Origin of the sequence: Sorangium sp. So ce726 (assembly GCF_051521405.1) — a bacterium.
In the GTDB taxonomy this organism is placed as follows: Bacteria; Myxococcota_A; Polyangia; order Polyangiales; family Polyangiaceae; genus Sorangium.
In genome coordinates, this window is record NZ_CP150349.1 from 9,368,085 (window position 1) to 9,381,796 (window position 13,712).

Annotated in this window: 9 protein-coding genes; 6 read left to right on the forward strand and 3 right to left on the reverse strand. The window is 72.0% G+C overall.

Translation table 11 applies throughout. The features are described 5' to 3' along the window. Positions 1-43: 43 nt before the first annotated feature. Positions 44-2,611, reverse strand: a complete 2,568-nt coding sequence (locus WME79_RS34780) for a protein kinase domain-containing protein (protein WP_437523713.1) — start codon at positions 2,609-2,611, stop codon at positions 44-46. 159 nt (positions 2,612-2,770) lie between these two features. Here WME79_RS34780 and WME79_RS34785 point away from each other — a divergent pair, with 159 nt between their 5' ends. From WME79_RS34785 to WME79_RS34805, 5 genes are all read left to right on the forward strand, one after another. Further along, a complete protein-coding gene (locus WME79_RS34785) occupies positions 2,771-3,466 on the forward strand; it encodes a TIGR00266 family protein (protein ID WP_437523719.1) in 696 nt (231 codons plus the stop codon). A 20-nt stretch (positions 3,467-3,486) separates the two neighbouring features. Continuing rightward, entirely contained in the window at positions 3,487-4,155 is a 669-nt protein-coding gene (locus WME79_RS34790; protein ID WP_437523721.1) for a TIGR00266 family protein, read from the forward strand. Positions 4,156-4,170: 15 nt separating this feature from the next. Next, the gene (locus WME79_RS34795; protein ID WP_437523724.1) at positions 4,171-4,857 is read left to right on the forward strand and encodes a TIGR00266 family protein; all 687 of its coding nucleotides are present in this window, start codon (positions 4,171-4,173) and stop codon (positions 4,855-4,857) included. Between the two features lie 307 nt (positions 4,858-5,164). After that, the gene (locus WME79_RS34800) at positions 5,165-6,676 is read left to right on the forward strand and encodes an FHA domain-containing protein (protein WP_437523727.1); all 1,512 of its coding nucleotides are present in this window, start codon (positions 5,165-5,167) and stop codon (positions 6,674-6,676) included. Positions 6,677-6,833: 157 nt separating this feature from the next. After that, on the forward strand, positions 6,834-8,282 hold the full coding sequence (locus WME79_RS34805; RefSeq protein ID WP_437523729.1) for a GDSL-type esterase/lipase family protein: 1,449 nt from the start codon (positions 6,834-6,836) through the stop codon (positions 8,280-8,282). Between the two features lie 3 nt (positions 8,283-8,285). Here WME79_RS34805 and WME79_RS34810 read toward each other — a convergent pair whose 3' ends face one another. Beyond that, the gene (locus WME79_RS34810) at positions 8,286-9,899 is read right to left on the reverse strand and encodes an NTP/NDP exchange transporter (RefSeq protein ID WP_437523731.1); all 1,614 of its coding nucleotides are present in this window, start codon (positions 9,897-9,899) and stop codon (positions 8,286-8,288) included. A gap of 260 nt (positions 9,900-10,159) precedes the next feature. Here WME79_RS34810 and WME79_RS34815 point away from each other — a divergent pair, with 260 nt between their 5' ends. Continuing rightward, positions 10,160-11,686 (forward strand): BamA/TamA family outer membrane protein, encoded by a 1,527-nt coding sequence (locus WME79_RS34815; protein WP_437523734.1) that lies wholly within the window; start codon positions 10,160-10,162, stop codon positions 11,684-11,686. Between the two features lie 181 nt (positions 11,687-11,867). On the opposite strand, the gene WME79_RS34820 is transcribed toward WME79_RS34815, so the two are convergent. Next, complete coding sequence (locus tag WME79_RS34820) at positions 11,868-13,643, reverse strand: hypothetical protein (RefSeq protein ID WP_437523736.1); 1,776 nt, start codon at positions 13,641-13,643, stop codon at positions 11,868-11,870. Positions 13,644-13,712: the final 69 nt, after the last annotated feature.

Genomic DNA, 13,712 nt, shown 5'->3' on the forward strand with positions numbered 1-13,712 from the left:
AGGAGCTCGCATGCTGCGCGCGCTGTGCTGCGCGCCGCGGCGCTCAGGCCCTGAACGCGGCGATGATCGCCGCGGCCCGCTCCTCGACGCGCGCGCGGAGCGGGGCGAAGCGCGCGTCCGCGCGCGCGCCGTCGAGCACCGTGCAGCGCTGCATCCAGAAGGCGTCGAAGAGCCCTGCGTCCACCGCGCCGGCGAGCACGCGGAAGAGCGCGTCGTCCTCGCCGAGGAAGGCGAGGATCTCGGCGTACATCTGGAAGAAGAGCGGGCGCAGCCGGCTGCCCGGCTCGGAGCTGTCCGCCTTCGCGCTCAGGAACGCCCGCTGCTCGTCCGAGAGCCGCGACGTCGCGAGCACGTCGCGGTAGATGCGCGCGTACTGGATCGGGATGGTCTCCGTCGCGAGCGGCAGATCGTCGATGGGGAACGCGGCGCCGCGCCACAGCCCGAAGCGGGCGCGCATCACCGCCTTGTGAAAGCGGCTCGACGGGTCCTCCGCCGGCAGGTCGAGCAGCACGCCGGCCGCCGGCCAGTCGCCGAGCAGCGCGCGGCCGCGCGCCAGCTCCCAGCGCGGGAACGGCTCGCTCGGATCGAGCGCCAGCGCCGTGTCGAGCCGGAACATCGCCTCGTCGACGAGCCCCGCCTCGAGGAGGATGCGGCCGAGCAGCTCGTGCGCCTTGGCCAGGCTCGGCGCGCACTTGAGCGCCTTGCGCAGCGCCGGGACAGCGCCGACCGGATCGCCCGCGCTGAAGCGGACCGTGGCGAGGGCCACCCACGGCTCGCCGAGCGCAGGGGCCAGCGCGATCGCCCGCTCGGCGGCCTGCTGCGCCTTCGCGAACTGCGCGGCGCCTTCGCCCCGCGCGCCCATCAACCGCGCGAAGGCGATCGCGTAACCGGACAGGATGCTCGGATCGTTCGGGGAGAACGACAGCGCCTCCTCGAACAGCGCCACGGCCGGCGCGGCGTCCCCGTACCAGAGGCGCCGCATCTGGTGGCGCGCGCGCAGGTACAGGTCGATCGCGCGCGGGTCGCTCGGCGCCTCGCGCTCGCGGCTCGCGGCGTCGACGGTGAGCGCCGCGGCGATCGCGCCCGCCGCGTCGTCGCTCACCGTGAGCAGCGCCTCGGGCGAGCTGTCGAACCGCTTCGCCCAGAGCTGAAACCCGTCCTCGACGCCGATGACGCGCACGGTCACGCGCACGCCGCCGGGCGGCAGGCGCGACCCCGGCCGCGAGTACGGCGCGGGGGGCTGCGAGCGCGGCCCTTCCGGGGCGTAGGCGCTGCCGGTGCGGCGGATCGACCCCTCGACGACGACCTGCACGCCGAGCTCGCGGCCAACATCCCTGGGATCGCGGCTGTCGAGCCGCACCCGGGAGACCGCGGCGCGCGGCCGGACCTTGAGGCCCGCGGTCATCGACAGGGTGTCGGTGAGGTCCTCGGTGAAGCCGTCGGCGAGGTACTCGTCGTCCGGCGCGCCGACGTTGCGGAACGGGAGCACGGCGACCGTCTTCAGCGACGACGTCGGTGTCGGCGCGGGCGTGGGCGCGGGCGCCGCCAGCGTGGGCGAGTTGAGCCGCCGCTGCGGCGCCGTGATCTCCTCGACCGACGACGCGGCGACCCGGGTCGGGTTCTGCTCGATCGGCTGCGGCGCCGTCGGCGCGGCCGTGGCGGAGGACGCGGCGATGGCGGACACGAGCGACTGGGCCGGCTGCGGCGCGATCGACACGCGCGAGCGCGCGAGCAGGAGCGCGCGGTGGGCCTCGGCCGCGCTGGCGTAGCGGTCCTCGCGGCGCATCGCCATGCACCTCAGGACGACGTCCGCGACGGCGAGCGGCACGTCCGGACGGACGGAGCGCGGGTCGGGCGGCGGCGACTTGAGCCTGGACATCGCGGCCGCGATCGCGCCGGCGCCCGGCCACGCGCGCCGGTGGGTGAGGCACTCGAAGAGGATCATGCCGAGCGCGTAGATGTCGGTGCGGGCGTCGATGTCGGGCTCGCCGGTCAGCTGCTCCGGCGACATGTACGCGGGAGAGCCGAGCACGAAGCCCTGCGACTCGCCGGCGCTCGGCCCGGACGAGGTGCGCGCGATGCCGAAATCGGTGATGACGACCCGCCCGTTCCTGTCGATGAGCACGTTCTCGGGCTTGAGGTCGCGGTGGACGATGCCCGCCGCGTGCGCGGCGCCGAGCCCGTCGCAGAGCGAGCAGCCGATGCCGATGGCCTGCTGCGAAGGCATCGGGCCCGTCCGCGCCAGGACGCTGTGCAGCGACTCGCCCTCGACGCACTCCATCGTGAGGAACTTCTCGCCGTCGTGGTCACCGAAGTCGAACGTCCGCGCCACGTTCCTGTGCGTGACGCGGCGCGCGAGCTTCACCTCTTGCCGGAAGCGCTCGAGCATGCCGGCGGAGTCAGCGAGATCACGACGGAGCATCTTGAGGGCGACCACCTCGTCGAGCTCCACGTCGCGGACGCGGTACACGCTGCCCATGCCGCCGCTGCCGAGCAGGCCGAGGATCTCGTAGCGCCCGGCGATGCGCTGAGGCGCCGCGACGAAGCCAGACCCATGGCTCGGCTCGCTGCGGGGCGTCGGCTCGGAGGCCGTAAGTCGCCTGTCGCTCACCCGCTCAGTCTACGCACGCTGAAGGGTAGAAGTCAGCGCGAGCGAACCGTCGGACAGAAAACATGAAATTCGCCGCGTCCTGCTCACCTCGACATACCTTCTTCCCGCTTCCGCTCCTGGCGTCGCTCCGTTATATGTATGCGCTCCGCGGGTGGATGAATGCAGCATCGCACCAAGCATGAACCGTCGTCCTCTCTGCTGGAGGTGAGCCTCGATCCGGGCGAGGCGCTGCTCGCCGAGGCGGGCGCGATGGTCGCGCGGTCGCCGAGCCTGCGGACGGAGGTCCAGCTCAACGCGGGCCGCGGGGCCGGGTTTTTCGGGCGGCTCAAGGCGTTCTTCGTCGCGCTGCTCCGGAAGTTCGCGGGGGGCGAGACGTTCTTCGTGAACTGGATCGAGGCGCCGGAGGGCGGGTGGGTGTGGCTCGCCCCACCGCTCAGCGGCGGCATCAAGCACGTCCGCCTCCAGGGCGAGACGGTGCTCTTCAGCGCGGGCTCGTACCTCGCGAGCGCGGGCGACGTCGACGTCAAGGTGCGCTGGGGTGGGCTGCGCGCCATCCTCGCGCGGGAGGGCGTCTTCTTCATCGAGGCCTCCGGCGTCGGGGATCTCTGGATCACGAGCTACGGGGCGATCGAGGAGCTCCCCTGCGACGGGTCGCTCGTGGTGGACAGCGGGCACCTCGTCGGGTTCGACGCGTCGCTCGCGCTCAAGATCAGGAGCCCTGGCGGCGGGCTCACGGGCCTCATGGTCTCTGGCGAAGGCGTGGTGTGCGAGTTCTCGGGCCGCGGCCGCGTGCTGATCCAGTCGCGCAGCGCCGGCGCGCTCGTGGGGTGGCTCGCGCCGCTGCTCCCGCCCTGAGGAAGCGGCGGAGACGTCCGATGCAGGTGAATCTCCTCTACCGTCCCTCCCAGGCCCTCGCGCAGTGCTGGCTCGACCCGGGCGAGCGCGTGTTCGCCGAGAGCGGCGCGCTCGTGGGCATGTCGACCAACGTGCGCGTGGAGACGCAGTCGGGCGGCATCATGTCGGGCTTGAAGCGGATGCTGGCCGGAGAGTCCTTCTACAGGAACGCGTTCGCCGCGGAGGGCGGGCGCGGAGAGGTGCTGTTCGCGACACCGCTCTCCGGGGACATGGCCGTGCTGGAGGTGGGTGACAGGCAATGGTGCGTCCAGAGCAGCGCCTATGTCGCGTCCAGCCCCGATGTCGACGTGAGGACGCGCTCGTCCGGCCTGCGCGGCTTCTTCTCGGGGGCGGGGCTCTTCGCGCTGGAGACGGCGGGGCAGGGTCAGATGATCATCGGCGCGTTCGGCGCGCTCGAGGAGCTCGAAGTGAGAGGCCACGTCGTCATCGACACGGGGCACATCGCAGCGTGGGAGTCGACGCTCGCCTGCCGGATCGGCAAGAACACGTCGACGTGGCTCGGCACGTGGCTCTTGGGCGAGGGCCTCGTCTGCCACGTCGAGGGGAACGGCAGCCTGTGGGTCCAGTCGCGCAACGCCGGCAGGTACGGCGCGGCGATCGGCGCGCGGCTCGCCCCGCGGCAGCCCTAGAGATCGGGGGACGGCGTGCGCGACGAGATCCGAGACAACCCCGAGTTCGGCGTGCTCCACGTGACCTTCGAGCACGCCGGCGAGCAGATCGTCGCGGAGAGCGGCGCGATGGTCGCGCGCGACGCGGCCATCGACATGAAGACCAATCTGCAGGGCGGGCTCGCCAGCGCGCTCAAGCGCAGGCTGACGGCCGGAGAGAGCCTCTTCCAGAACACCTTCACGGCGACGGCGCCCATGCAGTCGATGCGGCTCGCGCCGGCCCCCGAGGGCTCGATCGAGCGCCTCGTGCTGCGCTCGGGCATGGAGGTGTTCCTCCAGTCGGGCGCCTATCTCGCCTCCACGCCCGGCATCACGCTCGACACGACGTGGCAGGGGGCCAAGGGCTTCTTCGCCGGCGGCCTGTCGCTGCTCCGGGCGTATGGCGAGGGGCTGATCTGGTTCTCGAGCTACGGCGGTATCCACGCGATCGACGTCGGTCGCCAGCACGAGGGATATCTCTGCGACAACACCCATCTGCTCGCGTTCACCGAGGGCCTGAGGTATCAGGTGCGCAAGCTGGCCGGCCTGAAGGGCCTGTTCCTGTCCGGCGAGGGGCTCGTCTGCGAGTTCCGCGGGCACGGGAGGCTCTGGCTGCAGACCCGGAACCCGGGGGCGCTCTCGGCGTTCCTCCATCCGTTCCGGCCCGTGGGCGGCGGCCACTAGCTCCGCCCGCCGGAGGTCCGGCCAGGCCTCGGGGGATCGCCGCGCCGGCGGGCGGCCTGGCTGGCCCGCCCGGTGCTTGCCCGGCGCGCGCGAAGATCCGAGACGCGCTCGTGGATTTCGGCCCATGGCGACGGCGCGGTCCCGGCCGTCCGCCATGGGCCGGCGCGCCGTCATTGCCTTCCCGGAGGCGGACTCGCTAAAGTAGTCCCGCCTCGCTGAGGAGGCTCGTACGGCGAGCGGTGGGTGCCACGGATCCACAGGGGCTCGCGGGGCGAGCCTGGCCCCGCCTGAGTACCCCGAACCCGCTATGTGGAAGCTGACGATCGAGGATGACGAGGGGAAACAGACGGGGCTCCCCCTCGCCCATGAGGAGTACACGCTCGGACGCGGAGAGTCGAACTCGATCCGGCTGACCGATCGCAACGTCTCGCGCACCCACGCCACGCTGGCCAAGAACGGCCAGGGCTGGGCCATCCGGGATCTCGACAGCTACAACGGCACGTACGTCAACGGCGGGCGCGTCCACGGCGAGCAGCACCTGCGCCACGGCGACCTCGTGCAGCTCGGCGACTACCGCATCGAGATCGTCGATGAGGCGCTCTCGTCCGCCGTGACGAGCCCGACGCCGCCGCCGGGCAGCCGGAGCACGGCGCACATGCCGCTCCACACCCGCCCGAACCGGCTCGTCATGGTCGTCGGCCCGACCCCCGGCGCGGAGTTCCCGCTCGACGGCGAGCGCTTCACGATCGGGCGCTCCGAGGACGCGACCATCTCGATCAACCACAGCTCCGTGAGCCGCCTGCACGCCGAGCTCATCAGCCTCGGCAGCGGCCGCTACGAGGTCGTCGACAAGCAGAGCGCGAACGGCGTGCGCATCAACGGCGTCGAGCTCAAGCGGGGCCTGCTCGAGGCGGGCGACGCGCTCGAGCTCGGCGATGTCCGCCTCCGCTTCGTCGCTGCTGGCAAGATCTTTCGTGCGGGGCCGGACGGCGGGCCTGGCGTGGCGCCGGGCGCCTACGGGAGCGTGGCCCCTTCCGCGCAGTCGTCCCGCTCGTTCGGCGGGGCGAGCAAGGCGATGGGGCTCCTGCTCGCGGTCGCCTTGATCGTCGTCATCGCCGTGATCGTGGCCACGCGCGCCCGGTCGCACGGGTCCACGACGCCCGAGCCGGACGTGAGGCCCACGGCGCCGGCGCTGGCGGGCGACGACGCTCAGATCCTCGACGCGGCGCAGGAGCACTTCCGCTCGGGGAACATCGACGCCGCGCACCGGAAGCTGCAGGAGATCGCCGAGACGTCGCCGGTCCGGGAGACGCCGCGCTTCAAGGAGATCGAGGAGCGCTGGGCGGAGGGGATGTTCCGGCAGGTCGAGCAGGCCGGGACGAAGGCGGAGAAGCTCGCGCTGCTCAACGAGATCGCGAAGACGACGGGCGTCCCGACGGCGCTCCGCGCGCGGGTGGCCGAGATGCGGCGGCAGGTCGACCCCGAGGCGCCGCCCGAGCCGGAGCCGGTGCCGCAGCACGTCGGCTCGCCGGCGTCCTGGCTGCCGCAATCCGCGCCCTCGCCTGCGCCCGTGCCCACGCCCTCAGCTTCGGCCTCGGCGCCCACGTCCTCGGCCTCGGGCGCCACGCCGGCGAGCTCTGGCCTCGACTCGAGCTCGTACCCCGCGCAGCGGCGGGCGCTCGAGCCGAAGGTCTGGAACGGAAAGGCGTCGGCCAGCGAGATCAAGCTGCTGCGCGCGATCTGCATCCACCAGGGCGACGCGGTCTGCCGCGACAAGGCGACGGCGGCCCTGGACAAGCTGGAGAAGAAGGGCCTGTAGCCGCCGCTTCCATCCTTCTTTCCCACGTGCGTCGATGACCTCCAGGAGCAGCACCAGGGCTCACGAGCCGGCCGTCCACGAGCCGGATGTCCGCGAGGCACCCCCGCCTGGCGGGCGTGATGTTCCTCCGGCTGGACGCGGCGGAGGCGCGGTGACCGTGAGCTCGCCGGCGCGGAACGGGCTCGCCTCGCCGGCTGCCCGGGCGATGGCGACGCTCGCCCTGCTCGTGCTCGTCCCCTACGCGCACCCGAGCCTGTCGCGGCTGCGGGTGCTCACGCCGCTGCCCGAGGGTGAGGGGCTCGTCGTGGTCCCGGCGCCGGCGCCGGTGGCGTCGGTCGGCGAGACGACGCTCGTCACCGAGACCACCGAGCAGGCCGAGCTGCGCCAGCCCGAGGAGGTCGCGCTGCCGGCCGCGGCCGCCGAGCTCGTGCCGGCCGCAGTCGCCTCCGAGGGCAAGCCGCCGCGGCCGATCGAGGACCCGAGCGGCAAGGCGATGACGCCGTTCTTCCGCGCGCTCGCGGCGGTCGAGCGCAAAGCGCCGCAGTCGATCGCGCGCATCACCTACTTCGGCGACTCCATCGTGGCGAGCGACTTCGTGACGGCGACGCTGCGGCGCAAGCTGCAGAAGCGGTTCGGGGACGCTGGCCACGGGTTCATGCTGATGGCCAACGCCTGGCCAGGATATTTCCACAACGACGTGGTCCGCTTCGCCGGCCCAGGCTGGCAGGTGAGCCGCGTGGTGGGCCCGTTCGCCAAGGACGGGCTCTACGGAATCGGCGGCGTGTCGTTCCGCTCGCAGGGCGCGGGGGTGTTCTCGCGCTTCGCCACCGCGGAGTCCGGGACCTACGGGCGCGCGGTCTCGCGGTTCGCCGTCGATTACCTGAAGCACCCCGAGGGCGGGCGGATGGAGATCAAGATCGACGGCGAGAGCCGCGAGATGATCGACACGCGGGCCGACGCGGCCAGCTCGGCGATCGCGACCTACGAGGTCCCGGACGGTCCGCACGCCATCGAGGTGCGGGCGCACGGCCCGGGGGTGCGGGCGTTCGGCGTCTGGATGGAGCGGGACACGCCGGGGGTGGTGCTCGACGCCATCGGCATCCAGGGCTGCCGCATCCGCTTCCTCGACAAGAGCGACGACGCCCATTTCGCCGAGCAGCTGCGCGCGCGGAGCCCTTCCTTGACGGTGTTCCACTACGGCATGAACGAGAGCGAGGATGGCGAGCTGTTCCCGCTCGATCAGGTCGAGTCGACGATGAAGGCGGTGCTCGAGCAGGTGACCGCGGCGCTGCCCGGGTCGTCGTGCCTGCTCGTGGGCCCCATGGATCGCGCTGACAAGAAGGGCGAGGTGTACCGGAGCCGCCCGGTGATCCCGAAGCTCGCGGCGATCCAGCGCAGGGTGGCCGGACAGGTCGGCTGCGGCTACTTCGACACCTTCGGCGCGATGGGCGGCTCTGGCTCGATGGGGATCTGGGTCCAGCGTGGGCTCGGCGGCGCTGATCTCGCGCACCCGTCGGGCGCGGGGGCCGAGGTCATCGGCCGCTGGCTGTACCTGGCCTTGATGGAAGCCTACGAGGGCTGGAAGGCGAACGCCGCGCGGCCCTGAGGCTCACGCGGCCTTGAGGTCATCGGACGCCGCCGCCGGCTCATCCGCGGCGCGCCGCCTGTGCTCCCGGGCGATGCCGGCCACGACGACGAGCCACACGAGCGCGAGGGCGATATTGACCATCGCGAAGTGGCGTGTGGAGAGCGCGAGCACCTGGCCTGCGATCACCCCGCCGGCGGCGAGCACGTCGCCCGCGCGGACGACGAAGGTGTCGATGGCCGCCTTGGCGCTGTACTTGGCGTCGCGGCCGACCGGCAGGAAGAGCGCCTGCCGCGCGGTGTTCTGGATGGAGTAATCGGTGCTGTTCTCCGCGATCTTCGCGACGCGCACGACGGCGAGCGCCGGCAGGACGGCGAGGGACGCGTAGCCGAGCAAAGCGATGGCCGGGAGGACGAACAGGGCGAATCGCACGCCGAGGTACTTGAAGATGCGGGAGACGAAGAAGAGCTGCAGGACGACGCCAAACGTGTTGACCCAGTAAAAGAAATCTCCCTTGAAGGTCCCGATGATCGCGCCGAGCGCCGCCTTTTTCCCCTTCTCGGTGCGGGGGTGGACGAGCCCCGCCTCGGCGCCCTCGACGATCGTGCCGCCTGCCTCGACGTCGAACGCGCCGCCCTTGACGGCGGCGATCTTCCCTTCGAGCAGGCGCGACCCCTGCGGATCGACGAGGTAGACCGGCGCGCCGGCCGCGAGCGGCGCGCCCGGGGCCGCGCCGGCGGGGGCCGCGTCCGGCGCGCCGCGCTGCTCGCTTCCCCGGTCGAGCGCGCTCGTGGCGGACTCGATCAGGGTGCGATCGAGGATGTACTCGCCTGTCGAGTTCACCCAGTTGAGGACGAGCGTCAGGCCGGCGATGAGGAGGAGATAGCGGTCGCGCGCGATGATCTTGAAGCCGCCCGCCGCGCCCCCGGGCGGCGCGTCGGCCTTGTCCGCGGCGCCCTTCGAGCCCGCGAGGTCGTCGCGGTGGACGAGGTAGGTGAGCCCCAGGCAGGCGAGCAGCACGCCCGCCGCGAGGAGCATCATGTTGTACGGGCCGATCGGCACGTAGACGCGCTTCGCGATCTGCGCGCCGAGCATGGCGCCAAGCGAGCTCCCGATGCCGACGATGGCGAAGAGCCGCTTGCCCTGCTCGGGCGTATAAACATCGTTGGCGAACGACCAGAACTGCGCGATCACGGTGAGGTTGAAGCAGCCCACCCACAGATAGAAGGGCACCCCGAGGGGGACGCCGAGGCGCGCGAGGAGGAAGAAGAGGACGAGGTTCGCGGCGAAGAAGAGCGTGAGCGCGGTGGTGAGCTGCATGCGCCCGTAGCGCCTGGCCAGGGCGCCATAGGCGCGGACCACGCCCACGAGGAGGAGCGCCTGGCCCGCCGCCGCGTAGGCCTTCACCTCGGGGCCGTCGAGGTCGAGCCGCCGCCCGCCGATCTCGATCCCGCCGCCCGCGAGGATCAGCGGCTCGCGGACCACCTTGAGGAGATAATAGCCCGTGAGCAGGAGGAATACGTTCAGCGTGAGGACGAGGACGCTGAAGACCTCACGCGGCTTCACCTCGGCGAAGATCGCAAGGAGCCTCTGAAGCACGCCCTGGGCCCGTGTCTCGTTCTCGCCTGTGCTCGCCACCCGCCGCTCCATGCCCGGAAAACCGCCGTTCTGGCGGCACCGGCACCGGCACAGGACCGATGCCCGAGCGCGCGAGGCTATCGAGCCTGGTCCTTGCCGGCAACCTCCCTCTCGCCGCCGGGCGTGTGAACCGCCGCACCCGCCGCGCCGTCGCGTGGACGCTCGACAGGCGCGCGCCGCACAAGACAGGCGTCTCTCGGGTCGGGAACTCCGCTATGCTCCCGCGCCGCGACGTGTTTCCGGGCGAGAGGCGAGGCGGATTGGGCATCAACGAGGAGGGACCGACGCGCGCGCTCGGCACGGCCTGGCGGCGGCGCGCGGCCGCGCTCGCGAGCTGCGCCGCGCTGTCGCTGTGCGCTGAGGCACAGGCCGCGCCGCAGCCGGGTGGCGCCGCGCCGCAGCCCGTGGTCGCGGGGGCGCCGCCGGCGGCTCCTCGCATATTGGCAGAGCCTGCTACGCCGGCCGCTCCTCGCACACCGGCAGAGCCTGCTACACCGCCGCGGCCTCCCGCCGCGGCGCCGCTGGCGCCCGGCGCGAAGCGCCCTGTACCGGACTACGATGGTCGCCTGGACGAGGGGACGAGCGCCGGCGAAGCGCTGCTCTGGGTGCCGCGCGTCGTGTTCTTCCCTGCTTACCTCGCCAGCGAGTACCTGGTCCGGCGGCCGCTCGGCGTCCTCACCGTCGCGGCGGAGCAGGGCGAGTGGATCAAGGAGCTCAAGGACATCTTCACCTTCGGGCCGAACAACAACATCGGCATCGTCCCGACGGCGCTCTTTGACTTCGGCTTTCGCGCGAGCGTCGGCTTTTACTTCTTCTATGATGACCTGTTCGTCCCCGGCAATGAGCTCCGCGTCCACGCCGCGACCGGCGGGGTCGACTGGTGGAGGCTCACGGTCGCCGACCGGATCCCCCTCGGCGGGCGCGCTCACCTGAAGCTCCGCGGCGAGGCGGACACCCGGCCTGACTGGCTGTTTTCTGGGATCGGCCCGAGCTCGCTGGAGCGCGACTGGGCCCGCTACAACGCCCGCAGCGTCGAGGGGACCGCGACGCTCCACGCCGATTTCGGCGCTTTCAGCTTCGTCGAGGCGACCACTGGCGCGAAGACCGTCGACTTCCATGACATCTGCTGCAAGCCGACGGTCGGCTTCCGGGTCGCGAACGGCCGTTATCCGATGCCGCCGTCGTACGACACGGGATACACCGCCTACCGGATCGGCGCCCGCGCCGGCCTCGACTCGCGCCGGCCACGCCCGGCGCAGGGCCACGGCGTCCGGCTGGAGCTCTCCGGAGAGCACGCCGCCGACCTGGAGCGGCCGCTGGAGAGCCGGTGGATCCGCTACGGCGGCTCGCTGGGCGGGTTCGTCGACCTCACCGGGCACGATCGCATCGTGAGCCTCGTCCTCTCCGCGGCCTTCGCGGACCCGCTCGGCGCCGCGGAGGTCCCCTTCACCGAGCTCGCCGAGCTCGGCGGCGACGCGCCGATGCGGGGCTTCCGCGAAGGGCGCCTCCGCGGGCGGAGCGCCGCCGCGGCGACGCTCGAGTACCGTTATCCGATCTGGGCGTTCGTCGACGGCACGGTGCAGGTCGCCGCGGGCAACGTGTTCGGCGAGCACCTCCGCGATTTCGATCTCGACCTGCTCCGCATGTCGTTCGTGCTCGGCCTGCGCACGAGCGGCGAGCGCGACCACTCCATCGATCTCCTGATCGGCTCGGCGACCGAGACCTTCGAGCAAGGGGCGGGCCTCCAGGAGCTGCGCTTCATGGTCGGCGCCACCCACGGATTCTGAGCGAGCGGTAGCGAATGTCCCGGTGGGGACCTGAAGCATCCAGTCGAATCGTTCGGAAAGATTCACAGGGAGGCGGGGAGACGGGGAGTAAGATCCCCAAAATCTCCCCGTCTCCCCGCCTCCCTGTTCAATTTCTCGCTCCAAATCCCGAGCCAATGAGGGATTTGTCAGGGTGAGGACCTCAGTCGGGCGGCTCGGCGTCGTCGGGGCGCTCGATGCCGACGAGCTTGTAGCCGCGGCGCGGACCGAGGTCGTAGAGGTGGGCGCGCAGCGGACCGGGCGCCTGCCCGTTCAGGACATCGATGATGGCGTAGCGCGAGGGCGCGTCGTCTGGCGCGCCGCCGTCCGCGGCGAGGTGGGGGAGCGAGAGGCACACGCGGCCGTCCGGTGACGGGCGCACGACCGGCCGCGCGCGCAGGGCGAGCGACTCGCCGGCGTACATCGCGGCCTCGTAGCGGAGGTCTTGCGGGCGCGCGACGCCGGTGCGACGCGCGAGATCGACGCCGCACAGCGCCGCCGGCGAGGCCAGGGCGACGTCGGCGATGGGCGACAGGCGCGTCAGGTACCGCGCCATGATCGCGCGCTGTCGCGTGAGGAGCTTGCCGATCAGGAACGCGGTGTGCCGCGGCGCCGTGAAGTCGCCGGTCCGCACAGCGGCCTCGATAAGCTCCGGCGTGAAGCGCGCGAGCGCCCGGGCGGCCCAGGCGCCGTCGAGCTCGGTCATCCGCCCGAAGGCCGGGTTGGGGTAGCCGCCGCGCCAGGCTTCCGGCCGGAAATCGCGATCGCTGAAGAAGCCGAAGATGTCGCCCTGCGGATCGTGGCTCGCCCGGTCCCAGGGCCGCTCCGGGATGCCGAGCGTCACGAAGTCGAGGACCGCATACTCGGCGTCGAAGTAGAACGCGTGGCCGAGGCGCTTCGAGATCTCCTCCCACTCCCACTCGCTGCCGAAGCAGTCGCCGAGATCGATGTAGTAGTGGCACACGTGGCCTGGCGACGCGTCCTTGTCCTTCGGGTCCTCGGCGAGCCAGACATCCATCGAGTTCTGCTCGCGCGAGTCGAAGTGGTTGAGCCAGGCGGCGAGCAGGCGCCCCCCGCGCAGGTCGCGGCGATCCTCGTGCGGGATGACGTCGTTCGGATCGTCCTCCCGGGTCCCCTCGTACCTGAACGGGCCGATGGCGCGGCCCGGGAGCCAGCGCGAGGCGACCATGCGGACCCGCTCGCCGCGCTTCGAGGCCTTGGCGAGCACGCCGTCGAGCGCCGCCTGATCGAAGGGCCTGGCGACACCGCTGTTGTCGGTCACGGTGAGCCCGGGCGACAGCTTCAGGATCGACGGCTTCAGGTAGACCACGCTGTCGCACGGCGCCCAGAAGCCGGCGGCGTGGTAGAGGCGCGCCGCGATGGCGGTCGCGCCGGTGGCCCGCTCGGGCTGGTCCGAGGGGTCGGCCTTGAGCATGAACTTGCCGACGCCCTCGACCTTGATCCGGAAGCCGGGGTTCGCGCCGTTCGGCTTGCCCATGTCGATGACCCAGGACCCGTCCGGCGCCTCGGGGTCCAGCGTCTTGTCGCCGCACGGCCCGCGCACCAGCTCCTCGACGGAGAGCGGCCGCTTGCCGATCCGGTTCGTGAACCAGCTGGAGTCCGGCACCTCGTCGACGCTGTTCACGTTGGCCGCCTCGCCCCCTGGATCCACGGCGAAGAACCGCGCCACCGGCCGGAAGACGAGGTTGTCTGCGGCGTCCCACGCGAACGAGGACTCGTAAGGCGCGGGCGAGCAGAGGCGGTGCTGCGGATCGTCGCTGGGCGCCTCGGGATCGGGCCGGCAGGGCAGCGACACGGGGCTCAGGTCGGTGTCGCGCCAGACCGGATCGCGCAGGGGGAACCGGCGCACGTCGCCGCTGCACGCCGCGCTGAGCAGGGCGAGCAGCGGGAGCGAGCGGGTGAGCGGCGCCTTGAGCATCGGCGGGCGATGGTAGTGGAGAGGGCGCCGCTCGGGGCGGTTTTCGGCGAATCGAACGCGGGCGAGCGC

Coding starts and splice junctions, on each gene's coding strand:
- WME79_RS34800 (WP_437523727.1), top strand. CDS start 5,165: ATGTGGAAGCTGACGATCGAGGATGACGAGGGGAAACAGACGGGGCTC.
- WME79_RS34785 (WP_437523719.1), top strand. CDS start 2,771: ATGCAGCATCGCACCAAGCATGAACCGTCGTCCTCTCTGCTGGAGGTG.
- WME79_RS34820 (WP_437523736.1), bottom strand. CDS start 13,643: ATGCTCAAGGCGCCGCTCACCCGCTCGCTCCCGCTGCTCGCCCTGCTC.
- WME79_RS34790 (WP_437523721.1), top strand. CDS start 3,487: ATGCAGGTGAATCTCCTCTACCGTCCCTCCCAGGCCCTCGCGCAGTGC.